The sequence below is a fragment of the Polaribacter sp. genome (genome assembly GCF_051251875.1).
GTDB lineage: Bacteria > Bacteroidota > Bacteroidia > Flavobacteriales > Flavobacteriaceae > Polaribacter.
Map to the genome: position 1 here is coordinate 1 of NZ_JBPOGL010000003.1, position 25038 is coordinate 25038.

Annotated in this window: 24 protein-coding genes and 1 pseudogene; 15 read left to right on the forward strand and 10 right to left on the reverse strand. The window is 29.1% G+C overall.

The features are described 5' to 3' along the window. A pseudogene (locus tag ACSHW5_RS02150) lies at nucleotides 1-333 on the forward strand (SPFH domain-containing protein); the annotation flags it as partial. A gap of 83 nt (nucleotides 334-416) precedes the next feature. Here the strand turns inward: ACSHW5_RS02150 and ACSHW5_RS02155 are convergent. The 4 genes from ACSHW5_RS02155 to rnr form a co-directional block, all read right to left on the reverse strand. Continuing rightward, entirely contained in the window at nucleotides 417-608 is a 192-nt protein-coding gene (locus tag ACSHW5_RS02155; protein WP_435674462.1) for a Sec-independent protein translocase subunit TatA/TatB, read from the reverse strand. A gap of 84 nt (nucleotides 609-692) precedes the next feature. After that, the gene (locus ACSHW5_RS02160; protein WP_435674463.1) at nucleotides 693-1382 is read right to left on the reverse strand and encodes a head GIN domain-containing protein; all 690 of its coding nucleotides are present in this window, start codon (nucleotides 1380-1382) and stop codon (nucleotides 693-695) included. Between the two features lie 109 nt (nucleotides 1383-1491). Further along, nucleotides 1492-1815 carry a YbjQ family protein gene (locus ACSHW5_RS02165; RefSeq protein WP_435674464.1) on the reverse strand — a complete coding sequence of 108 codons (324 nt, stop codon included), beginning with the start codon at nucleotides 1813-1815 and terminating at the stop codon, nucleotides 1492-1494. A 3-nt stretch (nucleotides 1816-1818) separates the two neighbouring features. Then, nucleotides 1819-4038, reverse strand: coding sequence for a ribonuclease R (rnr, locus tag ACSHW5_RS02170; RefSeq protein ID WP_435674465.1), 2220 nt, complete (start codon nucleotides 4036-4038; stop codon nucleotides 1819-1821). Nucleotides 4039-4150: 112 nt separating this feature from the next. On the opposite strand from rnr, the gene ACSHW5_RS02175 reads away from it, so the two are divergent. The 4 genes from ACSHW5_RS02175 (at nucleotide 4151) to ACSHW5_RS02190 (ending at nucleotide 7160) form a co-directional block, all read left to right on the forward strand. Beyond that, nucleotides 4151-5080 carry a diacylglycerol/lipid kinase family protein gene (locus tag ACSHW5_RS02175; protein WP_435674466.1) on the forward strand — a complete coding sequence of 310 codons (930 nt, stop codon included), beginning with the start codon at nucleotides 4151-4153 and terminating at the stop codon, nucleotides 5078-5080. 82 nt (nucleotides 5081-5162) lie between these two features. After that, nucleotides 5163-5336: a hypothetical protein gene (locus ACSHW5_RS02180; protein WP_435674467.1), complete on the forward strand. Its 174-nt coding sequence runs from the start codon at nucleotides 5163-5165 to the stop codon at nucleotides 5334-5336. A gap of 823 nt (nucleotides 5337-6159) precedes the next feature. Next, nucleotides 6160-6594: a ribose 5-phosphate isomerase B gene (gene rpiB, locus ACSHW5_RS02185; RefSeq protein ID WP_435674468.1), complete on the forward strand. Its 435-nt coding sequence runs from the start codon at nucleotides 6160-6162 to the stop codon at nucleotides 6592-6594. A gap of 125 nt (nucleotides 6595-6719) precedes the next feature. Continuing rightward, the gene (locus ACSHW5_RS02190) at nucleotides 6720-7160 is read left to right on the forward strand and encodes a GNAT family N-acetyltransferase (protein ID WP_435674469.1); all 441 of its coding nucleotides are present in this window, start codon (nucleotides 6720-6722) and stop codon (nucleotides 7158-7160) included. 113 nt (nucleotides 7161-7273) lie between these two features. Here ACSHW5_RS02190 and ACSHW5_RS02195 read toward each other — a convergent pair whose 3' ends face one another. Genes ACSHW5_RS02195 through ACSHW5_RS02205 form a run of 3 tightly spaced genes read right to left on the reverse strand, consistent with a single transcriptional unit; the run spans nucleotide 7274 to nucleotide 11271 of the window. After that, nucleotides 7274-9832: a TonB-dependent receptor gene (locus tag ACSHW5_RS02195; RefSeq protein ID WP_435674470.1), complete on the reverse strand. Its 2559-nt coding sequence runs from the start codon at nucleotides 9830-9832 to the stop codon at nucleotides 7274-7276. Continuing rightward, nucleotides 9795-10712, reverse strand: a complete 918-nt coding sequence (locus tag ACSHW5_RS02200) for a FecR family protein (protein WP_435674471.1) — start codon at nucleotides 10710-10712, stop codon at nucleotides 9795-9797. The genes ACSHW5_RS02195 and ACSHW5_RS02200 overlap by 38 nt, the downstream gene beginning before the upstream one ends. A gap of 49 nt (nucleotides 10713-10761) precedes the next feature. Further along, nucleotides 10762-11271, reverse strand: a complete 510-nt coding sequence (locus ACSHW5_RS02205; protein WP_435674472.1) for an RNA polymerase sigma factor — start codon at nucleotides 11269-11271, stop codon at nucleotides 10762-10764. Between the two features lie 181 nt (nucleotides 11272-11452). Here ACSHW5_RS02205 and ACSHW5_RS02210 point away from each other — a divergent pair, with 181 nt between their 5' ends. The 3 genes from ACSHW5_RS02210 to ACSHW5_RS02220 all read left to right on the forward strand — a co-directional run bounded on the left by ACSHW5_RS02210 (nucleotide 11453) and on the right by ACSHW5_RS02220 (nucleotide 13975). Further along, nucleotides 11453-12505 (forward strand): hypothetical protein, encoded by a 1053-nt coding sequence (locus tag ACSHW5_RS02210; RefSeq protein WP_435674473.1) that lies wholly within the window; start codon nucleotides 11453-11455, stop codon nucleotides 12503-12505. 81 nt (nucleotides 12506-12586) lie between these two features. Continuing rightward, complete coding sequence (locus tag ACSHW5_RS02215) at nucleotides 12587-13369, forward strand: membrane metalloprotease (protein ID WP_435674474.1); 783 nt, start codon at nucleotides 12587-12589, stop codon at nucleotides 13367-13369. A gap of 18 nt (nucleotides 13370-13387) precedes the next feature. Further along, on the forward strand, nucleotides 13388-13975 hold the full coding sequence (locus ACSHW5_RS02220) for a porin family protein (RefSeq protein WP_435674475.1): 588 nt from the start codon (nucleotides 13388-13390) through the stop codon (nucleotides 13973-13975). Nucleotides 13976-14173: 198 nt separating this feature from the next. Here ACSHW5_RS02220 and ppk2 read toward each other — a convergent pair whose 3' ends face one another. Further along, nucleotides 14174-14974 carry a polyphosphate kinase 2 gene (gene ppk2, locus ACSHW5_RS02225; protein WP_435674476.1) on the reverse strand — a complete coding sequence of 267 codons (801 nt, stop codon included), beginning with the start codon at nucleotides 14972-14974 and terminating at the stop codon, nucleotides 14174-14176. A gap of 171 nt (nucleotides 14975-15145) precedes the next feature. Between ppk2 and ACSHW5_RS02230 the strand changes: the two genes are divergently transcribed. From ACSHW5_RS02230 to dcm, 7 genes are all read left to right on the forward strand, one after another. Beyond that, entirely contained in the window at nucleotides 15146-15925 is a 780-nt protein-coding gene (locus tag ACSHW5_RS02230) for an alpha/beta fold hydrolase (RefSeq protein ID WP_435674477.1), read from the forward strand. A 90-nt stretch (nucleotides 15926-16015) separates the two neighbouring features. Beyond that, entirely contained in the window at nucleotides 16016-16381 is a 366-nt protein-coding gene (locus ACSHW5_RS02235; RefSeq protein ID WP_435674478.1) for a hypothetical protein, read from the forward strand. Between the two features lie 317 nt (nucleotides 16382-16698). After that, entirely contained in the window at nucleotides 16699-17622 is a 924-nt protein-coding gene (locus ACSHW5_RS02240; RefSeq protein ID WP_435674479.1) for a hypothetical protein, read from the forward strand. A gap of 4 nt (nucleotides 17623-17626) precedes the next feature. Further along, nucleotides 17627-19612, forward strand: a complete 1986-nt coding sequence (locus tag ACSHW5_RS02245; RefSeq protein WP_435674480.1) for a TonB-dependent receptor plug domain-containing protein — start codon at nucleotides 17627-17629, stop codon at nucleotides 19610-19612. 11 nt (nucleotides 19613-19623) lie between these two features. Next, nucleotides 19624-20517 (forward strand): MbnP family protein, encoded by an 894-nt coding sequence (locus tag ACSHW5_RS02250; protein ID WP_435674481.1) that lies wholly within the window; start codon nucleotides 19624-19626, stop codon nucleotides 20515-20517. Nucleotides 20518-20584: 67 nt separating this feature from the next. Next, nucleotides 20585-21607 carry a cytochrome-c peroxidase gene (locus ACSHW5_RS02255; protein ID WP_435674482.1) on the forward strand — a complete coding sequence of 341 codons (1023 nt, stop codon included), beginning with the start codon at nucleotides 20585-20587 and terminating at the stop codon, nucleotides 21605-21607. An 83-nt stretch (nucleotides 21608-21690) separates the two neighbouring features. Further along, nucleotides 21691-22965 carry a DNA (cytosine-5-)-methyltransferase gene (gene dcm / locus ACSHW5_RS02260; protein ID WP_435674634.1) on the forward strand — a complete coding sequence of 425 codons (1275 nt, stop codon included), beginning with the start codon at nucleotides 21691-21693 and terminating at the stop codon, nucleotides 22963-22965. Here dcm and ACSHW5_RS02265 read toward each other — a convergent pair. After that, a complete protein-coding gene (locus ACSHW5_RS02265; RefSeq protein ID WP_435674483.1) occupies nucleotides 22908-23621 on the reverse strand; it encodes a PmeII family type II restriction endonuclease in 714 nt (237 codons plus the stop codon). The genes dcm and ACSHW5_RS02265 overlap by 58 nt on opposite strands. Before the next feature lie 74 nt (nucleotides 23622-23695). Continuing rightward, nucleotides 23696-24988 carry an aminopeptidase P family protein gene (locus ACSHW5_RS02270; RefSeq protein WP_435674484.1) on the reverse strand — a complete coding sequence of 431 codons (1293 nt, stop codon included), beginning with the start codon at nucleotides 24986-24988 and terminating at the stop codon, nucleotides 23696-23698. Between the last annotated feature and the right edge of the window lie 50 nt (nucleotides 24989-25038).

Genomic DNA, 25038 nt, shown 5'->3' on the forward strand with positions numbered 1-25038 from the left:
GAAAAAGCAAAAGCAGAAGCAGAAAGTAAACGTTTACAAGGACAAGGTATTGCAGACCAAAGACGTGAAATTGCACGTGGTTTAGAAGAGTCTGTAGACGTTTTAAACAGAGTTGGTATCAACAGTCAAGAAGCATCTGCATTAATCGTTGTAACCCAGCATTATGATACTTTACAATCTATTGGTAGCGAAACTAACAGTAATTTAATATTGTTACCTAATTCACCACAAGCTGGAAGTCAAATGTTAAATGACATGGTGGCAAGTTTTACAGCAAGTAACCAAATTGGTGAAGCTATGAAAAATGCAAAACCTAAAAAGAAGAGTGAATAAATTACTTTTTTAAAATGATACAAAAAAAGCTCAATTTGAATATATCAAATTGAGCTTTTTTTATGGTAATAGAAGTAAAAAAATTACTTTTTCTCTTCTAATTTTTCTTCAGGTTTTTCTTCTTTGGCAGCGTTTTTAAACTCTTTAATTCCACTTCCTAAACCACGCATTAATTCGGGTATTTTTTTTCCACCGAATAATAATAAAACTACCACAACAATTATAATAATTTGTGGGCCTCCTATCATTCCAAAATATATAGCTAAACTGTTCATTTTTTTAATTTTTAATAAAACAAAGGTACAAAAAAGGTTTTATAAATAGACCTACTCTATTTTTGAAAATATAAGAATTAAAAATTAATCTCTTTTTTGAATAATTCCTCCTATTACTTTTTTATCTTTTACAACTTCCGGATTTCCTTTATAAAAGATAGAGCCTCCAAAACTAACTTTAGCATTTAAAGTTTCACCTGCCATAATTTCTGCTTTAGCACCTGTTCCTGCATTTACAGTAGAATTTCCAGATACTTTTAAATCAAAGCCATGATAAACACCATACAAATCTACACTTACTTCTTGGTTTTTTGCTGTTCCGTTTAATTTTATAATACCACCAGAAGAAGTTTTTACCGTTAAATACTTGGTACTTGTTGATAAAGTAATAAAACCTCTTTCTTGTGCATTTACTTCTACTTTATCTTGATTAAAGTCTTTTCCTGTAATTGTTGCACCTTCATTGGCATCTATAATTTCAATATTTTTATTGTAATAAAGTTTTACAATTACTTGTCCGTCAGCAGAATTATTTGCTGGTTTTAAAGAAAAAGGTAATGAAATCTTTAAGGTATTATTTACATTTTTAATTTTTGTTTTTTCTGATTTTTCTCCTGTTATTTCTAACTTTTGTTCATCAGATTTAATAAGTTCTACTTCTATACCGTTATAGACTTTTAAGATTGTAAAATCTCCTAAATTTGTAGTAATTGTTTCTTGTGCAGAAATGGTTAAAACCAACATTAATGCGCAAAGTGTTACTATTTTTTTCATCTTTTTATTTTTTGATTAATCTACTAAAAGCAATAAGTATACCATTATAAAGTTTTATTCTGGTATTTATTGCCGCAAATATTAAAATTAATTATGAAAATCCTAAAGATTATTTCACTTTTACGGCGGTTCCGGTTATAGAAACTAATAAAGTAGAAGTATTAGCAACCGGTTCTATATCTAATTGAATTCCAACTACTGCATTTGCTCCTAACTTACTGGCATTTTCTTTTAATTTTTGAAAAGCATTTTCCTTTAAAGATTCTAAACCAGCTGTATAATTTTCATAATATTTAGCTGTACTAAACATATCTTTAAAAGACATTTTACTGCCTTTGTATGAATAACTAGAGTTATAAGCAGCTCCTGTTACAATCCCTAAATAATCTACTATTTTAAAATTTTCTATGTTATTTGTTGTTGTTAAAATCATATTTTATTCTTCAATCAAATTAAAATCTAAATGTTTGCGTTCTAAATCTGTTTTTTTAACCTGTACTTTTACATCATCTCCTAATTGATAAATGTGTTTGGTAGATTGGCCTACAATAGCATATTGTTTTTCATCAAAAATATAAAAATCACTTTTTATATCTCTAATTCTCACCATTCCTTCACATTTATTAGATTTTATTTCTACATAAATTCCCCATTCTGTAACACCGGTAATTACGCCTTCAAATACCTCATCTTTATGATCTTGCATGTATTTTACTTGCATGTATTTAATAGATGATCTTTCTGCTTTAGAAGCTAATTCTTCTCTATTTGAAGAATGTTTACACTTTTCTTCGTATTTGTCTGCTTTAGGGCTTTCTCCGCCATCTAAATAGTGTTGTAGCAATCTATGTGTCATAACGTCTGGATAACGTCTAATTGGCGACGTAAAATGACTGTAATAATCAAAAGCCAAACCATAATGACCAATATTTTGAGTTGTATACACTGCTTTAGACATGGTTCTAATGGTTAACGTCTCTATCATATTAGATTCGGCTTTGCCATGTACATCACTTAATAACTGATTTAAAGAATCTGAAGTAGCTTGTTTTGTATCTGTATTAATTTTATAACCAAACTTACGAACCATGTTTTCTAAGGAAGCTAGTTTTTCTACATCTGGTTCATCATGCACTCTATAAATAAATGTTTTATTGGTTGCTTTTCCTTTTGCAAAACCAACAAATTCAGCAACTTTTCTGTTTGCCAACAACATAAATTCTTCAATTAATTTATTAGCATCTTGAGATTCTTTAAAGAAAACACCTACTGGGTTTGCTTGTTCATCTAAATTAAATTTTACCTCTACTCTATCAAAAGAAATGGCACCAGATTTCATTCTTTTTTTACGAAGAATTTTTGCCAATTCGTCTAATTTTAAAGTGGCTTCTACAATTGCTGGCGTTACTGTGTATTCCTTATCTATAATAGAAATATCTTTTGGCATTGTATACGGCTGAATAGCATCAGATAATTTTACATTTTCTATAATAGATTGTGCTTCTTCATAGGCAAAACGTTGGTCTGAATACGTTACAGTTCTACCAAACCACTCGTTTATAATTTGTGCTTTTTCATTGATTTCAAACACGGCAGAAAAGGTTAGTTTTTCTTCATTTGGTCTTAAAGAACAAACTCCGTTAGAAAGCATTTCTGGCAACATTGGTACTACTCTATCTACTAAATAAACAGAAGTTGCTCTTTTAAAAGCTTCATCATCTAAAATAGTTTTGGGTTGTAAATAATGCGAAACATCTGCAATATGAATTCCTATTTCATAATTACCATTTTCTAATTTTGTGAATGACAAAGCATCATCAAAATCTTTTGCATCTTTAGGATCTATAGTAAACGTTAAATCTTTACGCATATCTCTACGCGCAGAAATTTCCTTTTCGGTAATTTCTAATGGAAGATTTTCTGCTTCTTTTTCTACTTCTGGTTCAAATTCATAAGGCAAATCATATTCTAATAAAATAGAATGCATTTCTGTATTATGATCTCCTGGTTTACCAAGAACTGTAGTAATTTTTCCAAACGGATTTTTAGAGTTTTCTGGCCAATCTATAATTTTAGCTTGTACTTTATCTCCGTCTTCTGCACCGTTCATTTTATTTTCTGAAATAAAAATATCTGCGTACATTTTATTATTATCAGGAACTACAAAACCAAAATTTTTGTTCTTTTGTAATACACCAACAAACTCGGTTTTTGCGCGTTCTATAATTTCTACAACATCGGCTTCCATTTTCTTTCCGCTACGTTTTTTATAAACGTATGCTTTTACGGTATCATTATGTAAACCTTTACCAAGATTTATATTTGGTATAAAGATATCATCTTCATAATCATCTGTAATAAAATATCCATTTCCGTTAGAAGTTACATCTAAAGTACCAATAGAATATTTTCTATCTACATTAATTTGAAATTTACCTCTGTCTACTTCTTTTATCTTTTTTGTTGCCGTTAATTCTGCTAATTTCCTTATTATTTGGGTTTTACCATCGGTATCAGAAATTTTTAATTTTGCAGCAATTTGTTTGTAATTATAAAACTTTTCGCTGTCTGCATTTAATATTTTAAATATGTTTTTGGTTAAGTCTTTTACAACATTCCCTTTCTTTTTAAATATTCTTTTTTTATTTCTTGTCATTAATTCTTACTTCTAATTATATACTACCAAATTACACATATTTAACTAACTATCTGTTAAAATATAGTTATGAATCTATTATTGTATTTTGGCTATTATTTAAACGTTATTTATGTCTCACTTCAACAAACAAAGTGTTGTAAATTCTTGGTTTATAATTGCAAATCCTACTTCTGGAAATCGGAATTTTTCTAAACAATGGAAGGAAATTCAACAATTATTAAACAACAAGAATATAGTGTATTCTTTTGTTTTTACACAATTTTCTAAACACGAAATTGAACTGGTAGATAAAGCAATTCAACAAGGCTTTAGAAATATTATTTCGATTGGTGGAGATGGAACACTACATCATGTAGTTAACGGAATAATGCTGCAAAGGTATACAAAAACTTCTGATATAACTATTGCTGTGATTCCTTTTGGAACAGGAAATGATTGGATTAAAACATACAACATACCTAATAACCTAGAAAAAGCAGTTGAAATCATTCATAATAAAAAAACAATTTTACAAGATATTGGTGTTTTAGAAACCAAATATAAAAGAACTTTTTTTAATAACGTAGCAGGTTTAGGCTATGATGGTTACATTGTTAACAAATTAAAAAAATTAAAACGTTTTGGTGCTATTGCCTATTTATTAAGTGGATTAGCGGGTTTAATCTTTTATAAAAAATCTGTTTTTAAAATTATTTTTGATGATAAAACAATAGAAACCAACTGTTTAATGACTCTTTTTGGAATTTGTAAATTTTCTGGCGGTGGCATGCAGTTTACAAAAGATGTTGATAGTACAGATGGATTCTTAGATATTACCATTGCTAAAAACCTGAATATCTTTGATTTAATTTTTAATATTAAAAAATTATATTCTGGTGAAATTGTTCATCATAAAAAGGTAGCAACTTATAAAACCAGAGAAATAAAAGTAATTCCACAAACTTCTAAACCTTTTATTCAGGCCGATGGAGAATTGATAGGAACCGGAGAAGTATCTGTAAAAATCATAGAAAAAGCAGTCAATTTTGTAGTAAAATAGATTTTTCTTAATAAAATGTTAAATAAATTGTAACGTTTTAACAATTATTTCGTCTTTATAGAAAGAGGATCAAACTATTAGGATGAAAAATCTACATAAAATTATTGCTTTATTCGTTTTTATCTTTATTACAGGCATTTTGGCAACTGTAATAACGGTAAATACTTCTTTGAATAAAAGTGAAATTACAACCGAAACTGTAGAAATTAAGAAAGACACACTTTATCTTTTAAAAGCAGAAAAAGAAACTGTTTAAGTTTAAATTATTATTTTATTTTATAGCATATCCTCTACCCCATTCTATTTTGGTTAAAAAACTTTGTTTAAAATTTAATTTTAAAATTATTTAAATAAGCTATATTTAAAAAAATGAATTTAGAGTTGAATGTAAAAGTATCTAAATTTTCTAAAAGCGTTTTATATAGTAGCTAGTGAAGTCAAAATTTGTTTGGTTTTTAATAAATTGCTGGAGTATTGTATTTAAAAAATTACATCACTATTAAAGGAATCTTTATTTCAAACTATTTTCATTTTTTTGATTTTAACCTTTTCAACAGTTATGAACATTCTATATTATAATTATTTTTCTTTTATAAATTTTAAAAAAACAATAATGGTTATAATAGTGTGTGAATAGCTACTATAAAAAAACCTCTTTTTATTTTTTAATTTGAGTTATTAAAAATCATTGACAACTTATTAGCTAGGTAAAAGCTTAAAAATCAATTTAAAATTAGAGTTATTAACAATAGTTATAAACAGTAATGAACTTAAAATTCTTAATAGTTAACAACCAAATCTATGTAAACAAATTGTAAATTTTGTGTTGATAAACTTTTATTAAAAACTCATAAAAAAAGTTGTGTATATGCTAACACTCGCTGTATTGTAATAATTTTTGAAATCACCAAAAAAACTTGTAAAACTTTACAGATACTTCTTAACAATAAGGTAACATAGGTAAAGAGTTAAAAATTAAACTGTTATTAAAAATGGCTATTTTTTGATTGTTTATAACTGTTAATAACCGCTAGTTTCTGTATTTTTGCGGAATACAACTAAATTAAAATCAATCTATTATGACAATTGCCATTGGTAACGATCACGCAGGTACAGAATATAAATTCGAAATTATAAAACATTTAGAAGAAAAAGGTTATAAAATGCTAAATTTTGGAACCGACACAGACGCTTCTATGGATTATCCGGATGCAATACATCCAACAGCAGATGCTGTAGAAACTGGTAAAGCAGAAATGGGTATTATTTTATGTGGTTCTGGTAACGGTGCGCAAATGACGGCAAACAAACACCAAGGTATAAGAGCTGCACTTTGTTGGAATAATGAATTAGTAGCATTAACAAGACAACATAATAATGCAAATATTCTTACAATTCCTGCACGTTTTGTGTCTTTACAACAAGCATTAGGTTTTGTAGATATTTTTCTTTCTACAGAATTTGAAGGTGGAAGACACCAAAATAGAGTTGGTAAAATTTCTTGCGCCGGATAAATAACTTTTCGATACAGAATTTCATAAAAAATCACTTGAAGTGACAATATGTTAATAACTGTTGTTTTTCGAGTGATTTTACTTTTTTAGCTACTTTATAGAGACCATATTAAGATTTTAAATTGATGATTTTTACCATAAAAAGATTTTCAGAATTAAGTACCACAGAATTGTATCAAATACTACAATTACGTTCAGAAGTTTTTGTGGTAGAACAAGATTGTGTATACCAAGATGTAGATTTTAAAGATCAAAAAGCTTTGCATGTTTTTGGAATTAAAAATGATACAATAGTTGCCTATTCACGTATTTTTAAACCAACAGATTATTTTAAAAATGCAAGTATTGGCCGGGTTGTAGTTGCAGCTAAAGAACGTAAATATGGTTATGGACATGATCTTCTGAAAGCATCAATATTGGCTATTAAAAAGCATTTTAAAGTTGATAAAATTACCATTTCTGCCCAAGTATATTTAAAAAAATTCTACGAATCTCATCATTTTATTCAAAAAGGAGAAGCTTATTTAGAAGATGGAATTCCGCATATTAGAATGGATAGAAATTAATTAGTTTTCTGTAATTTTTTATGACAAGTATGGTAAAATATAAGAATAATTTTATTTACAGTTTCTTTGTTATCATTGGAGATAAATAGTAAAATATTTTGCATTTTTATAGATTAAAAACGCACTCTAAAACTTAAATTAGGTGTAAAAGGTAAAGAATAATTATTTACTCTTCTTACATTGTTGGTAGTAGAATTATCTACAACATAATAAGAATCTATGATATTTTGTCTGTCCGTAATATTTGTAAAACCCAAACGTATGGTAGCAGTTAGGGCATCAGAAAAATTAAAATAATAACTTCCAGAAACATCAATTCTAAAGAAATTATCTAATCTTTCTTTGTTAGGATTGTCATAATTTACAATAATTCTATTGCCGTTTTGTATGGTTTCATTTCCTACAATAGGTTTTGTAAACGGTTTTCCAGAACGTAAAACACCACCCAAAGAAACTTTTAAAAAATTAGTAAAATTATAATTAAAAGCGGCACTTAAAGAATGCGAAATGTCTAAACTATTAGAAAAGGTTGTTGGGTTAAAAATATCAAAAGTATAATTGTTTTTTGCATAGGTATAACTTACCCAACTACTAATATTTTTGGTTTGTTTATTCACTAAAAATTCAACACCTTTTGTTTTATAATTTCCAATAGAATTTATGGTTTGCGTATTGTTGTAAAAACCTTGGTTTGCAGCTGTAATTCCATTTACTTTTTTGTAAAAAGCGGTAATATCTATGTACAATTTGTCTTTAGAATATTCTACACCAAAAGAAGCTTGTTTACTTTTTACGATAGGTGTATTTTTATTATCAGAAAGAATCCATCTTCGTTTTTCTATTCCTAAAAAATTATCTTCAAAATCTATTTTCTGAGCGGTAGTTTGGTTTTTAAATTCGCCTTCTAACTTTAAAAAGAATTCAGAATTTAATTGCTGACGGATATTAATTCTAGGTTCTATTATAACTTTTTGAAACTTATGAAAATAGTTTGCACGAACTCCAAACCTAGCGTATGTATTTTTTTTATGATATTCTATTTCAGAAAACAGCGCACTTTTTACAAGTACATTATTCACTGTTTTAGAATAGGTTGGCGCATTTACTGTGGTGGTATTTCTAATGCCAATTTCATTAAAATCTAATCCGTTATAAAAATGTAAATTGTTAGACAAATCATAGGTACTAATTAGTTTTATTTCTGTTTCTAAAACATTATTTAGTTGCGTTTGATATTGATCTGTATCTTTATTATAATCTGAAGAATTTATTTTATAATCAGAAATAAAAGCAGATAAGTTAGTAGAAAAATTAGCATTCCAATTTGCTTCCCAATTAATATTTGCACCCAAATTTTCTTGTTTTAATGCACTATTTTCTGTTATTATTGTGTTGTTAAAAGTATATTTTTCTAGGTATTCTAAATTATTTTTTATGTGAATAAAACTACTTCTAATAGTGTGATTATAATTAATATCGTATAAAATTTTAAAAGAATAATCATAAAAATAAAAATCGGTTTCTGCCTTGTTTATTGTATTAGATGAGATGGTGTTATCTTGAAAACTTCTATTAAAATAATTGTTATAGGTTGGTGTATTTACAAGGTCTGTAAAAGATCTTCTTGCAGAAATATTTAAGGCTAAATTCTTTTGTATAGGAACTTGTAAAAAAGCATCTGTACTTATTAAATTAAAACCGCCACCGCCAGAAAATTTGTTGGTAATTCTGTTAGAAGTTTCCATGTTTATGGTTGATGAAACTCCGTCTGAAAAAGCACTACTTGTTCCGTTTTTTGTAACTTTTACTTTCTTTGTTAAATACGGATTATAAGCAGAAATTAAACCAAAAAAATGACCAGAATGATACATTTTTATGCCATCCCAAAGCATTAAATTTTGATCATTTGTGCCACCTCTAACATTAATATTAGAAATACTTTCACTTGCACTCTCTATACCTGGCAAAATTTTAATGGTTTTTAATATATCTGGTTCTATTAAACCAGGTAGAATTCCGAATTTTTCTGTGTTTAAAACAACACTACCATCTACACTTTTTTGCAAACCGGAAGTTAAAAACTTAGGCATTGTAATTTCTGATAACTCTTCTGCATCTTCTTCTAAAAACAACTCTTTACAATTGGCATTAAAAAACAACTCTTTTGCTGTTATTATTTTGGTTTTAAAGCTGATAAAAGAAATTTTTAACGTAGCATTTACCGGAACATTTTTTAAATAAAAAAGACCTTTACTATTGGTTGTGGTGCCTAATTTATAACCATTTACTTTTACAGATGCCAAGAATAGCGGTTCTAAAGATTTAGAATTTAAAACTTTTCCGCAAATAGAAATAGACTTATTTAAAAAAGAAATGGTTATATATCTATTGTCTAAAGTTTTAAATTGTAAAAATGTTTTTTCGTTTAAAAAAGTTAAAAGTTCATCAATAGAAATTCCTTTTTTTGGTGGGTCTATAAAAATATTTTTTACGTCCTTATCAGAATAAGAAAATTTAATATTGTATGTTTTTTCAAGTTTTAATAACAAGGAAGATAAGGCTACTTTTTCTGTTAAATTTTGACTATAAGTACTACTTATAATCAATAAAAAACCAATTAAAAGTAGTTGTATTTTAGTTACCATAATTAAATATAGTAATTTTTTTGCCATCAATTTTAAAAGATAGTTGCAACGGAATAGTAACCGATTTTAGCGCAATATTTAGATCGGTATGTGTAAAACCACCAGAATATAGGGTTTCTAAATCTATGTCTTTTGTTTCAATTTTACAATCAAACTGATTTTCTATTTCCGCTAAAACATAACGTAAAGGAATACTTTTAAAATTCGATTCTTTTTGCAACCAAGATTTCTCGTTTACATCAAAGGTATTGTTGGTATCAATAACACCGTTTACCACTTTAAAAATGGTTCCTTTTGGCAATTTAATAAGTGTATCTTTATAAGCAACACTTACCAAACCTTCATAGGTTTTTACTTCAAAATAGTTGGTTCTTTCTTTTACATTAAATTGTGTTCCAAGAACGGTAACTTGCCCAATATCAGTATTTACCGTAAAATTTTTTCCTTTTTGAACCTTAAAAAAAGCTTCTCCATCTAAGGTTAAGTTTCTATTGTTTTTCCACTCTTTTTTAGAAAATGAAATTTCTGAATTGGCGTTTAAAACAACTTCAGATTTATCTGGTAAATTAAAGTTTTTTGTTTGTGCAAATGTTGTTTTAAAACGAGACGTATTATTTAAAAGAAAGAAATAAGAAGTTGTTAGTAAAATAACAATTGCAGCTGCATATTTATACCATTTTTTATAATTATTAAATGGTACAACTTTTCCTTTTTTGGTGGTCTGTTGTGTTTTTAATTTAAAATCTGCAAGGGCCTTTTTAGCATCAACTTTTGGGGTTTCTATTTGAGAAGAATAATGCGCAATTTTTTCTAATGTTTTAAAATTGTCTGTTTCTTTTAAACGCATAAACTCTTCATCAGAAGTTTCTCTGTTTAGCCATTTTAAGATGTCTTTTTCTTTATTCATTTTTTTATGCTTCTATATAAGTAACAACTAACAAGTGGTTTACCCTACCTTAAATTCCATCAATTTTAGCTCTTAATTTTTTTAATGCTGATGACATTCTTTTTTCTACTGCTTTTTGAGAGATTTCTAAGATTTCTGCAATTTCACGGTATTTTTTTGCATCAATTCTATTCATCAAAAAAACTTCTCGTTCTGCTTCTGTTAAACCAGCAATGGCATTTTTAAGTTTCTCTTTAAACTCTTCTTCTTCTAATAAATATTCAGGATTTTGGTTATTAACATCTAAATAAGGAGCGCTTTTTGCATATTCAAACACAACTTTTTCATGTTTTACTTTATTTAAAAAAAGATTGTTAACAACGGTAAATAAGTAAGACTTTGCTTTGGTAAAATCAATTTTAGCACAATTTTCCCAAATTTTTATAAAGGCCTCTTGTGCCAAATCTAAGGAGGTATTTTTATTACCACTTTTATAGTATGCAAAATTAGTAGCAGACTGTATATGAGAGGTATAAAACTCATTAAAATAAATTTCGTTACAAAGAGATTTATCAGTCATAGAGGGAATTTAAAAAATAAAATATAAAATTTTTGATAACAAAGGTAGGGTAAATAAATGTTTAGTTGTTTTACTTATAGAAACATAAATATTTCCCATTTTAAAAAAGTAGGTAGGGTAAAATAGTTCAAGATTGTTTTACTCATACATACAATAACATTAATTATTTAAAAATAGTATTATGAAAACTTTAAAATTATTTACAGTAATCGCTTTTACTGCAGTTTTAGGATTTACTTCTTGTCAATCAGAAGAAAATACAGAAGTAGGAACAAACCCAAATGCAAATTCGGCAACATCAACAACGGCATCTAATTATGAAAGAGCGGCCATGAATGATGGTTCTGATGATGATTTTTTAGATGGAAACGCTTGTACAGAATTATTATTTCCATTAACGGCAACTGTAAACGGCCAACAAATTACCTTATTAAGTAAATTAGATTTAGCTGTAGTTTTAGAAATTATGGGGCAATTTAATGATGATAGTGATGCCGTAACTTTTAATTTTCCTATTAGTGTTAGAGCTAGTAATTATACAGAAGCAACTATTAATTCTCAATCGGAATTTGATGCTTTAAAACAAGAATGTGAAGATGCAGAAGCGCAAGGAAAAGATGCAATTTCTTGTATACAAATAGATTTTCCGGTAACTATGTTAACCTATGATATTAGTTTAGAACAAACAGGTAGTTTGGTTATTCAATCAGAACAACAACTATATACGTTTATGACAGGTTTACAATCTGATGAGTTATTTTCTGTAAACTATCCAATAAATGCTACGTTAAGCAGCGGAACAACTGTACAAATTACAAGTGATGCTGAATTTCAAAGTGCCATTTCAGATTGTGTACAAGTTGAAGATGAAAAAGAAGAAGCTGCTAATTTAGCTTCTGAGGTAGAAGTAGTTTTAAGTAATTCTAAATTTAAAGTAGAAAGCTTTATTACAGCAGGTGTTGACACTGCAAATGATTATGCAGATTGGTCTATTGAATTTACAAATGATTTAAAAGTGGTTGCTAAAAATACTGTGAATGCAACTTTAGGAGAAATTTCTGGAACCTATGGCGTAAGCTCAGAAACAGAAGCTTTTGTAAATATTGATTTTGCTAATAATACAGCCGTTAGTGCTTTAGGTAATGATTGGGTTGTTAGTGCATACAGTAACACTTTAATTACTTTAAAAAGTAAAATAGACGCTTCTATAACCTTAACTTTTAAGAAAATTTAAAAGAAATAGTTAGCTAATGATAACTTTACAGCTATTAATAGCCCTTCAGTTTTTAGTTGTAAAGTTTTAAATAAAAGGAACATGAAATATATTTTTTTAAGAACAGTTTTAGTTTGTAGTATTCTCTTTTCTTGTTCATCTGAATCCGAAAATAGTATTGATAATGAATCTGGAAACCCTGTTAATGTAAATTTAAATAGACAAGCAACAGGTTCTTCTGCAAATGATTTACTTTCTGATGGTATTTTTAAAAAAATGATTGTTGAAGTAGGATATATAGACGGTTTTAAACCAACAGAAAATGCTTTAAACAATTTTAAAGATTTTATTAATACTAGAGTTAACAAAGCAGAAGGAATAGAATTTATTACCAAAATAATACCAACTACAGGCAAGAATACGTACACTTTAGATGAAGTTGTAGCGTTAGAAAAATTACATAGAACACAATACAATTCTAGTACAACAATTGCAGTTTGGGTATTATTTATCAACGGAAAATCTTCTAATGATACTAATTCAAGTGCCATTCTAGGTTCGGCATATTGGAATACTTCTTTTGTTATTTATGAAGAAACAATACAAGGTTTAAGTGATGGTACTTTTGAGCCAGAAAGAAGTTTGTTAGAAGCATCTGTAATAAATCATGAATTTGGGCATATTTTAGGATTAACAAATTTAGGTTCTAATTTGCAAAGCAATCATGAAGATGCCGAGCATCCAAAACATTGTAATGAAGAAGATTGTTTAATGTATTGGGCTGCAGAAACCAGCCAAGGAATTGGCAGTGTACTTACAGGTGGTAAAGTACCCACTTTAGATGCACAATGTTTGGCAGATTTAAAAGCCAACGGAGGAAAATAATTTTTAAAATCAACAAAAATGAAAACACTATATAGTACAATTTCAATAATTTTTTTAGCATTTATATCGATAAACACCCAAGGGCAAAATAATGCATCAACCGCAGGTTTTAAAGCAGGTTATAATTTATCATCCGTAAGTTTTGATGGTAATTCTGAAACGTCACAATTACACGGTTTCCATATTGGTTTTTATGGAGAATCTTTTATTGGCGAATTACTTGCTATACAACCAGAAATTTTATACTCGCAACAAGGTTATAAAATTAAAGATGGTAGCGGTACGTACACTCAAAAGTTAGATTATATAAACATTCCTGTGATGTTAAAATTGTATCCGGTAAAAAGTTTCTTTTTAGAAGCGGGTCCACAAATTGGTTTTTCAATAACACACAAAGAAACCTTTGATGCTGGTTTTGTTTTATATGATACTTCAAAAGAATTTGAACCAAAAAACTTTGATTGGGGCGTAAATTTAGGAGCCGGTTTTAAAAGTGATGCAGGAGTAAGTATTGGAGCCAGATACCATTTAGGACAACGTGATATTTATGATGAAGACAAGCCTAAAAATAGAGTTTGGCAACTGTATTTAGCATTTGAATTTTAAGATAAATCAATATAAAAAAAGAGAAAAATAACTATTTTTCTCTTTTTTTTGTCATCTTGTAAATTAAGTAACCAAAACCAATAACAAAGTGTAAAATAATTACTGCGGCTACTATATAAATGGTTGTGTTAGAATTATCATTCATAACTTTAAGATTAACAACTACTATTTAATTAAAAATAAGACTATTGTTATAAATTAAAACTTTTCTGGTACAAAAGTTTGATAATTCATAGGTGGTCTTACGTATGCTTTATAATCTGGTAATGGTGGAAGTTCAATAGGTTTTATATCCATTTTTTTATAAGGAATCTTACTTAAAACGTGGCTAATACAATTTAATCTTGCTTTCTTTTTATTGTCAGAATTTACCACAAACCAAGGAACTTGTTTGGTATCTGTATGTGCAAACATTTGATCTTTAGCTTTAGAATACTCTAACCATCTAGCACGAGATTCTAAATCCATAGGACTAAATTTCCATCGTTTTAAAGGGTTAGAAATACGATTTTTAAAACGTCTTTCTTGTTCTTCATCATTTACAGAAAACCAATATTTTAAGACAATAATTCCAGATCTCACTAACATACGTTCAAACTCTGGAGAAGAACGTAAAAACTCTTCATATTCATCATTGGTACAAAAGCCCATCACTTTTTCTACACCTGCTCTATTGTACCAACTTCTATCAAATAAAACAATTTCACCTCCTGCCGGTAAATATTGTACATATCTTTGAAAATACCATTGAGATTTTTCTCTTTCTGTAGGCACACCCAATGCTACTACTTTACAAATTCGAGGATTTAAAGGCTCTGTAAACCGTTTAATAGTTCCGCCTTTACCAGATGCATCTCTTCCTTCAAAAAGGATGACTACTTTTAGTTTTTGACTTTTAACCCATTCTTGCATGTGCACTAATTCTATGTGCAATTTTGCCAATTCTTTATCGTAATTAAAATCTTTAGAATTGTCTTTATCTGTAGTACTTTTTCCCATACGTGCAATTTACAAAAAATCAAAAAAAGATTCAGTTAAAAATAGCATTCTACGGCTATTTTAAATTAATTATAAATAATAAATGCCTGAAAGGTTTCACATTCCGTTTTTATTAAAATTAAAAAAGTTATTTTTGTTTTTCGATTTTATATAATTTAAGCTAAAAATTCATTGTTAAACTACTACTCTTATCCACATAAAGATTCTAAAGAATGGGTAACTTTTGTTCACGGAGCAGGAGGAAGTAGTTCTATTTGGTTTAAGCAAGTACGCGATTTTAAAAAACATTTTAATGTGTTAATTTTAGACTTACGTGGTCATGGAAATAGCAAACCAAAATTAAAAGACACCTTTAATCCTAAATATACTTTTGATTCTATTACTACTGATATTGTTGAAGTTATAGAGCATTTAAAAATAAAAAAATCGCATTTTATAGGTATTTCTTTGGGCACAATTTTGATTAGAAATTTAGCAGAGAAAAAACCAGAATTGGTGCAAAGTATGATTATGGGCGGCGCTATTATAAAACTAAATTTTCGCTCTCAAGTGTTAATGAAGGTTGGCAATATCTTTAAATCTGTAGTGCCTTATATGCTATTGTACAAACTCTTTGCATTTATTATTATGCCGAAGAAAAATCATAAAAAGTCTCGATTACTTTTTGTTAACGAAGCAAAAAAATTATACCAAAAAGAGTTTTTACGTTGGTTTAAATTAACATCAGAAATTAATCCGTTGTTGCGTTTTTTTAGAGCAAAAGATATTAAAATACCCACTTTATATGTGATGGGTGCAGAAGATCATCTTTTTTTACCATCCATAAAAAATATTGTTTCTAAACATGTAACTTCTTCTTTGTTTGTTGTTGATAACTGCGGCCATGTGGTTAATGTAGAACAACCAGAAACTTTTAACAACCAAACTATTAAGTTTATACATTCTTTATAGTTTTTTTTAGAATTGATAAGACCGTTTAAATCTTAATTTATTCACAATTTAAGGTTAGGAAAAATTAAAAAAAAACAAGATATTTGCGCCGTGAAAATTGCAGCAATCTTTTTATCGTTATTCTTGCTTTCTAAGCCCTTGCTTCCATTGTTGGAATATGCTGCTTTTTACGATTATATTAAAAACGAACTTTGTGAAAACAAAGATGCTCCAGAATTACAATGTAACGGAAAATGTCATTTGGCAAAGCAAATTGTAAAGGCCGGAGATTCTGATAGTGGCAATGAAAAAAATCAATCGTTTAAAATAGAAATGTCTATTGTTTATTACCAAGAAACAATTCATAATTATGCATTTCTTTTGTCTAAAGAAGAAAATTTAAAAATAAATATTTCTTATAATAACACGTATAAATTTGATTATACAGATGTTGTTTTTCACCCACCGCTCGTTTAATTTCTTCATACTAAGAAACTCAACACCCCAATTAATGGGTACTTAATTTAAATTAGTTAGGTATTTATCTATGTACTATCAATTAGAAATAATGTGTAGTACCTAAGAGCAAGTATTTTAAGTTTTTTATTATTAAAGCTTTTGTTTTGTTCTTGGTAAACGGGTTTCTTAACCATTTCTTTTTAGTAGTAAAATTGCAATTTTAACAATTGTAACAACCTAATAATGCGCAATAAACCTTCTTAAAAAAAGGTACTTGTTCTTGTTTTTAGGACTACTAGTTTTTCAACAGTTTTTAACAAAACAGTCAAAGAATAATGAAACATTTACAGGTAATTGTAATGGCAATTTTTGTTGTAATATCTTCTTGTACGTTAGATAAAACGGATTATGAAGCCGAATTAAATATAGAAACAACAGAATATAGTACATTTGAAGAGGTAACGATCATAAATAGTGGAGATTACAGCATTAGCATAGAAGCTTTAAATGGTACTTTTTATAAAGGTTATAATGAAATTCATCTAAAAGTCATCAACACAAAAACGGATGAAAATTTAGAGAGTTCAGATGTTACTTTTTTACCAATAATGACCGATACAAATGGAAATAAATCTTCTTGTCCGCATGAATATAATTTAGTGTACAATGATACGGAAGCGTATTACGTGGGTTATGTGGTTTTTACAAATGATAGTGATTCTGTAATAGATTGGCAGTTGTACATCAATTTTACAGATAATAATCAAACTCATGCTGTACATCAAATTATTTCTGTAGAAGCGCAAACCAACAAGAACCTTAACATGACGGCTTTTACAGGAAATGATACTGAACAATATTTTATTGCTTTAGTTGCTCCTCAAAGTCCGCGTGTTGCCCAAAACAATTTGGTTGCAGGTATTTACAAGTACAACAAACCAACTACGGTTGCAGGTGTTTTTCCTGATGTTTCACAATTTTCGTATTCAGTGGTAGAAAATCATACTTTGTTATTAGACCCTAGAATGCCAGAACCTTCAATGGGAAATCATTCATCGCCAAATAATACAGATTTAACGCAACAAGACAACGGTTTGTATCTTGGAGTAGTAAATTATACAATGACGGGTAATTGGACGTTGAATTTTATCTTTAAAGATGAAAATCAACAAATACTAAAAGGGACAGAAGTATCTACTGAATTTACCCCAGGAATTGAAGGAGAAAAAGGAGAACTTTTTATTGATATCTTATTTTAAGAAGATGAAAAAAATAACGATAGCAATTCTATTCCTAGCAACTTTGGCAAATGCACAAACTGTTGAGAAAAAAAGAGATAGTTTAGGAGGTGTCTTGGAGGAAGTAATAATTATAGCGGCTAAAAAAAAGAAAATAGAAACGGCTATGAAAATGGCTGTTTCTGTGGATGAATTTTTAGCCTCGTCAGACAACATCAGTTTTATTAAACGTGGTGCTTATGCTTGGGAACCTTTGTTGAATAACATGAGTACAGAACGTTCTTTAGTAACCATAGATGGCATGCATGTTTTTGGCGCTTGTACGGATAAAATGGATCCGATAACATCTTATGTAGAAAGTAATAATTTATCAGATATTGATATAAAATCAGGACAAGAAGGTAGTTTGCACGGAGCAACAGTAGCGGGTAGCATCAATTTGAAAAGGAAAAGTACCGCATTTACATTAGGGGAAAATTATAAAGGTGCTTTCCAAACTGGCTTTGAGTTAAATAACAAACAGTTTTTTAACCTTGCAAACGCCTCTTTTTCTTCTGATAAATTAGTAATTGATGGTAGTATTTCTAATAGAAAAGCAGCAAATTATTCAGACGGTAATAATGAGGAAGTACAACATTCTCAGTTCGAAAAATTAAATGCTTCTTTAGGAGTTGCTTACAAAACTAGTGATTTGTCCTCTGTAAGGGTAGATGCTATTTTTGATAGAGCAAAAGATGTTGGTTTCCCTGCACTTCCTATGGATTTGTGGCTTTCTAGAGCCTTAATTACATCGGTGGCATACAAGCAATTTTTTGAAAAAGGAATTGTAAAAGTATGGGATACTAAAGTCTATTTTAATGCTACAGAACATTATATGGATGATACAACTCGTCCGGAAAACCTGGTTCATATGGATATGCCAGGTTGGAGTACCACTTATGGGGTAGTTTCTAAGGTGAATTTAAAAAAGGAGAATTATTCTTCTGAAATCCAGTTAAATGCTTATAATAATTTATCTATTGCAGAAATGCGCATGTACCCACAAGACCGAAGCGAGCGAACTATGTTTGCTTACAGTTGGCCTTGGGTTACAACAACATACGCAGGACTTTCAATAAGTAATTTATGGGATATTTCTAATGACAGTCAGCTAAATTTTGGGGGAACTTTAGGTGTCAATTACAATCATTCTAAATATGTCGAGTTTAACTGGATTTTTCACCCTGGAACTCCACAAGAAAAAACAAGGTTTTTACCAAGTTTACATTTAGGGTATCTTGTAAATGTAAGTGATTTTAATTTTTCTGTTGGTGGTGGTTACGGTCATAGAGCACCTTCTGTTTCAGAAGGATATGGATATTATATTTATAACAGTTTTGATAGGTATGATTACATCGGAAATCCAGATTTAAAAAATGAAATTTCTTATGAAGTAAATGCAAGTGCTGGTTTTAAAAATCAACATGGAAGCATAAACGCCAAAGTAAACTATTTCTATATTCAGAATTATATAATTGGAAGAATTTTAAGTTTAGGAAGCCCTATGAACTATCAATCTGTGGGTGTAAAAGGATATACCTCTCTAGATTATGCCACATTATTTAATTTCTCACTAAATGCCAAGTACACTTTTTTACAGAAATTACATTGGAAAGGAACGTTAACCTATGCAAGAGGTTTAGATGATAATCAAAATAATTTGCCATTTATCCGACCGTTAAGTTATCAAACTTCCGTGCATTTTTCTCATAAAAAATTTGGTTTAGGAACATCACTAAATGGCGATTTTAAACAGCGTCATTACAGTCCGGAATTCGGAGAAGATGAAACACCATCTTACAAAAACTGGAATGTTTCTGCAGATTACACTTTTTACATTAATAATTACAAAACGGTTTTTCAAGTAGGTGCGGAAAACCTGTTTAATGAATATTATAGCACCTATGCAGATTGGGGAAACATCCCAAGAATGGGACGTAATATTTTTACGTCTTTAAAAATTAATTTTTAAATAATAACAAAATGATTCTTAAAATAAAACAAATAAAAAATTTAAAAAAGTACCTTTTAGTATTAATGATTTCTCTAGCAATTGTATCTTGTAGTGATGATAGTATACCTGTTGCAAACAATGTAACATTAGAATTTAACAACACTTTTGGTAATACTACTATTGTTTTGGGTGATGCAACTTCTACAGATGCAACCGTAAATACTTCTACAAATGGCCAAGTACATCATTTTCAAGAGTTAAAATACGTGATAAGTAATATACGTCTTATAAATGCAGAAGGAGTAGAATTTCCTTATAACGTAAATAATTTAGATGAAGGAGCAACGGTTGTTAATCAATCTAAAGCAGCAACTTTACAGTATGTTTTAAGCAATATTCCGTCTACAGAATACACACAAATAAAATTTGGTTTGGGTGTAAAAACAGGTTTAAATACTTTAGATCAAGTAAGTTTTCCTGAGTTTTACGAAGCAGCAGGAGAAAATGACACACAAATGCACTGGGAATGGGGTACAGGATACCGTTTTACAAAAATTGAAGGTTTTTACGATACAGATCACAAAGAATTGTCTTTCCATTCTGGTAGCACTTTAGATGAAGATCCTAACGGAGGAACGGAATATGTACAAGGTGTAGATGCGTATAGAGATATTACTTTAGACTTACCTACAAATGCTATTGTTGGTAACAATGCTCCTAAAATTATGATTCAAGCAGATTTTAATAATTTTTTAAGTGGAAACACAAATAAAGTAACTTTAATAACCGCTGCAAATATTACTAACAATGCAACGCCAAGTGTGCATACTGCTACAGAAATGATGAAGTTTGTAGAAAATATTGGTGGTAATGGAGATTCAGACTTAAAAGGAATGTTCTCTATAACAAGTGTAGAAAATTAAATTTATAGAGCTGGTTCATTTTAAATGAACCAGCTCTTTTTAAAAGGTTTAATTAAAACTTATAATAATGAAAAAAGTAATAAGAAATCTCTTTGTTTTATTGTTAATATCATCTTGTAATAAGAATGATGATTATGAGGTTATTTCTTATAATAATCCGGAAATAGCGATTAATATTCCTGCTGATTTTCCAGAACTAAACAATGCTTTTTACGCTAATGTTCCTACAAAATATGGTATTGAATTAGGTAAAAAACTATTTAATGATAAAAAATTAAGTGCAAACAATACTATTGCTTGTGCTAGTTGCCACATTCAAGAAAATGCTTTTTCAGATCATAACAAAATAGGTATTGGTATTGAAGAAAGAGTTGGACTTAGAAATGTGCCTTCAATTCAAAATATGGCATTTATGCAGTTTTATAATTGGGACGGAAACAAACGTCAGTTAGAAAGTCAGCCACTTGTACCTATTATCACCCACGAAGAAATGGACTCTTCTATTTTAGAAGTAATTGGTAAAATTGAACAAGAAGAAGACTACATAAACTTATTTTACAAAACTTTTGGTGATACTGAGATTACACCTGATAGAATTTTTAACAGTATTGCCCAATTTGAATACACTCTAATTTCAGCAAACAGTAAATATGACAAAGTAAAACAGAATAAAGGAGCAACTTTTACAGAAGAAGAAGCACAAGGTTATGCTGTTTTTAAGAATAAATGCAGTAGTTGTCATAGTTCAGAATTATTTACAGACCAAAGTTTTAGAAATATTGGTTTTCCATACAACCCAAATAAAGATGAAGCCGGACGCGGAAGAATTACAGGAGAATGGGACGATTTTATGCGTTTTAGAGTACCTTCTTTACGTAACATAGCATATACAGCGCCTTATGGTAGTTTTGGTCAGTTTGCCACCTTAAAAGAAGTTTTAGATTATTTAGATAATGGTGTTTTAGATGTAGACAATCTAGATCCTATTCTTAAAGAGAATAATAATAGAATCCCACTAACGGAAGAGGAAAAAAGCAACCTTATTTCATTTCTAAAAACGTTAAGTGATACTGATTTTGTTGGGCAGTAATTAAAATATCAAGTCCTAAGTAATCGATAGGTTTCATAGATATTTTTTATTACATTTGTAACCAATGTTTAATGTTGACTAACGTGGTTATAAAAAAGTATTATTCTTTGGCTGAAGCTTCAGAAATTTTAGGCAAAAGTAAAGAAACTTTAAGAAGATGGGATAGAGATGGCAAATTAATTGCATCAAGAGAACCAATCAGCAAATATAGAATATATAAAAAAGAAGGGATAAATTCTTTATTAAATCTTTTTGATGGTGAAGTTGATGATGTTGTTGATAATACTGAATTCCCAAATTATGAGTATAAAGTTTTAGAACTTTTTGCAGGAGCAGGAGGTTTGGCAATTGGTTTAGAAAAAGCCGGTATTAAGTGTGAAGCTTTAAATGAAATAGACAAATGGGCTTGCCAAACATTAAGAAATAATAGACCAAATTGGAATGTTATTGAAGGGGATATAAGAAATATTAGTTTCAAAAAATATAAGAACAAAATAGATATTATTACTGGAGGTTTTCCTTGTCAAGCATTTAGTTACGCAGGAAAAAGATTAGGTTTAGAAGATGCAAGAGGAACTTTATTTTACGAATTTGCAAGAGCTGTACAGGAAGTAAAACCACCAATTTGTATTGGTGAAAATGTAAAAGGATTGCGCTCTCATGAAAAAGGAGCAACCTTAAAAGGAATGATTTCTATTTTAGATGAAATTGGCTATAATGTAGTTCCTGTAGAAGTATTAAAAGCAATAAACTATAAAGTTCCACAAAAAAGAGAACGTATAATTGTTGTTGGAATTCGAAAAGATATTGATATAAAATACGAATATCCAAAACCACATCAAACTATTTACAACTTAAAAGACGCATTAAAAAAAGGAGATTTATTTTCTTCTGATGTGCCAAAATCAGAAGGTTCTAAATACCCAGAACATAAAAAACTTATTTTAGATTTAATTCCACCAAAGGGATATTGGAGAGATTTACCAATTGAAATTCAAAAAGAATACATGGGCAAAAGTTTTTATTTAGGTGGTGGAAAAACAGGAATGGCTAGAAGAATTGGTTGGGATGAACCAAGTTTAACACTTACTTGTAGTCCTGCTCAAAAACAAACCGAACGTTGTCATCCAGATGAAACAAGACCTTTTACAGTTAGAGAATACGCAAGAATTCAAACATTTCCAGACTCTTGGAAATTTGCTGGTTCCATTTCGCAACAATACAAACAAATAGGAAATGCTGTTCCATGTAATTTAGGACAAGAAATAGGATATTCTATTGTTAAATTTTTGAACAAGTATTATGATTTGAAATCAAATAAATCGGAAGATTCAATTTCTTTAGCCAGTTCTTTGTAACCTCTTTCGAAAAAATCTTCAGTATCTAAAGTTAAAATCATTTCATCTAAATTTAAAACCAATTTGTTGTAGAAATTTGGAAAACCAGTAATTCTATGCCAAAATTCTTTACCAATTATTACAGGAAATTGTGCATCAATCTTTTTATAATGTTGACTTAGTTGCAAGTCTTCTCCATATAAAACGCCTAAAATTAAATCAGAATTATTTAAGTTGATGGCGTTTGTTCTGGCTAAATTTGTAACTGAAGAAAACTTTTTTAATAATGGATTTACATCTTCCGAATTAATAGTATTAGGGCCAGATTTTAGTTGACACCATTTCTTTCTTCCATCTATTTTATCAATAAATTCTATATCCATTCCTTTAATTAAAGAACCACTTGCTAAACCTAATTCAACAAACATATTTTGAATTCTTGTTCCAAAAGAAGTATTTATAGAAGTTCCTAAAATTCTTGGGTAATACAATGCTTTTGCAATACCTAAAGGCGTAAAATCGTCTTCTAAAATTTTAGATAAATACTTAACAATAATAGGGTTTATCTTGTAAGATTTTAATTTGGAATGTGTTTTTAAAGCATTGATTTTATGATTATCAAATATTTTTTCTTCAAAATAATTTGTGATAATTTTTAATAATTCTTTTTCTTTCATATTCACAAATATAAAGAATTCAAAGCACAAAAAAAGCGAGTTCTAAAACCCGCTTTTTATATTTATGATAAGATTTAACCTTGCATCAAATCCTCAATTTCTTCCGCGTCAATTGGTATATTTCCCATTAAATTAAACGGCTCTCCCTTTTCTTTTACAACAACATCATCTTCTAAACGAATTCCAAAACCTTCATCCGGAATGTAAATTCCTGGCTCTACGGTAAACACCATATTGGCTTCCATTGGTTTGTGTAATAAACCATAATCATGTGTATCTAACCCCATATGATGACTTGTTCCATGCATAAAATATTTTTTATATGCAGGCCAGTTTTTATCTTCATTTTGTACATCTGCTTTGTCTAACAAACCAAGTTTTAACAATTCAGAAGTCATAATATTACCAACTTCAACATGGTATTCTTTCCATAAAGTTCCTGGTACTAATAATTTTGTAGCTTCTTTTTTAACGTAATGTACCGCATTGTAAACCGCTTTTTGTCTGTCTGTAAATTTCCCAGAAACAGGCACTGTTCTAGACAAATCACTTTTATAATTAGAGTATTCCGCAGCAATATCAAACAAAATTAAATCACCTGCTTTACACTCTTTATTATTTTCTATATAGTGTAAAACATTGGCATTATTTCCGCTAGCAATAATTGGTGTATACGCAAAACCTTTAGATCTATTTCTTACAAACTCGTGCAACAATTCTGCTTCAATTTCATATTCCCAAACCCCTGGTTTAATAAAAGGTAAAATTCTACGGAATCCTTTTTCGGTAATATTACAAGCATGCTGAATTAAATCTAACTCAATTTTATCTTTTACAGAACGTAAACGCTGTAAAATAGGATTACTTTTAGCTACAGAATGTGCCGGATATTTTGCCAACAACCATTTTGTAAAACGGTCTTCTCTAGTTTCTGTTTCTACATTTGCTCTGTAATGCTCGTTGGTATTTATGTAAAAAGTATTTGCGTAGGTAGACATTTCAAACAACACCTTTTCTAAATTTTGCAACCACAAAACCGTTTTAATGCCGCTTGTTTCAAAGGCAGCCTCTTTGGTGAGTTTTTCTCCTTCCCAAACCGCAATATGATCGTTTGTTTCTCTAACAAATAAAACTTCTCTATACGCTTCATTTGGGCAATCTGGAAACAAAAATAATACACTTTCCTCTTGATCTACACCACTTAAAAAGAAAATATCTCTATGCTGCTCAAAAGGCATTGTGCTGTCTGCACTAATCGGATAAATATCGTTAGAATTAAAAACAGCAATACTATTTGCATTCATGGCAGAAGCAAAATTTTTACGATTTTTTATAAAAAGTGAGGAATCTATTTTATGGTATTTCATGGAATGAATATTTGTATTTACACAAATGTAAGAATAATATACAGGAACAA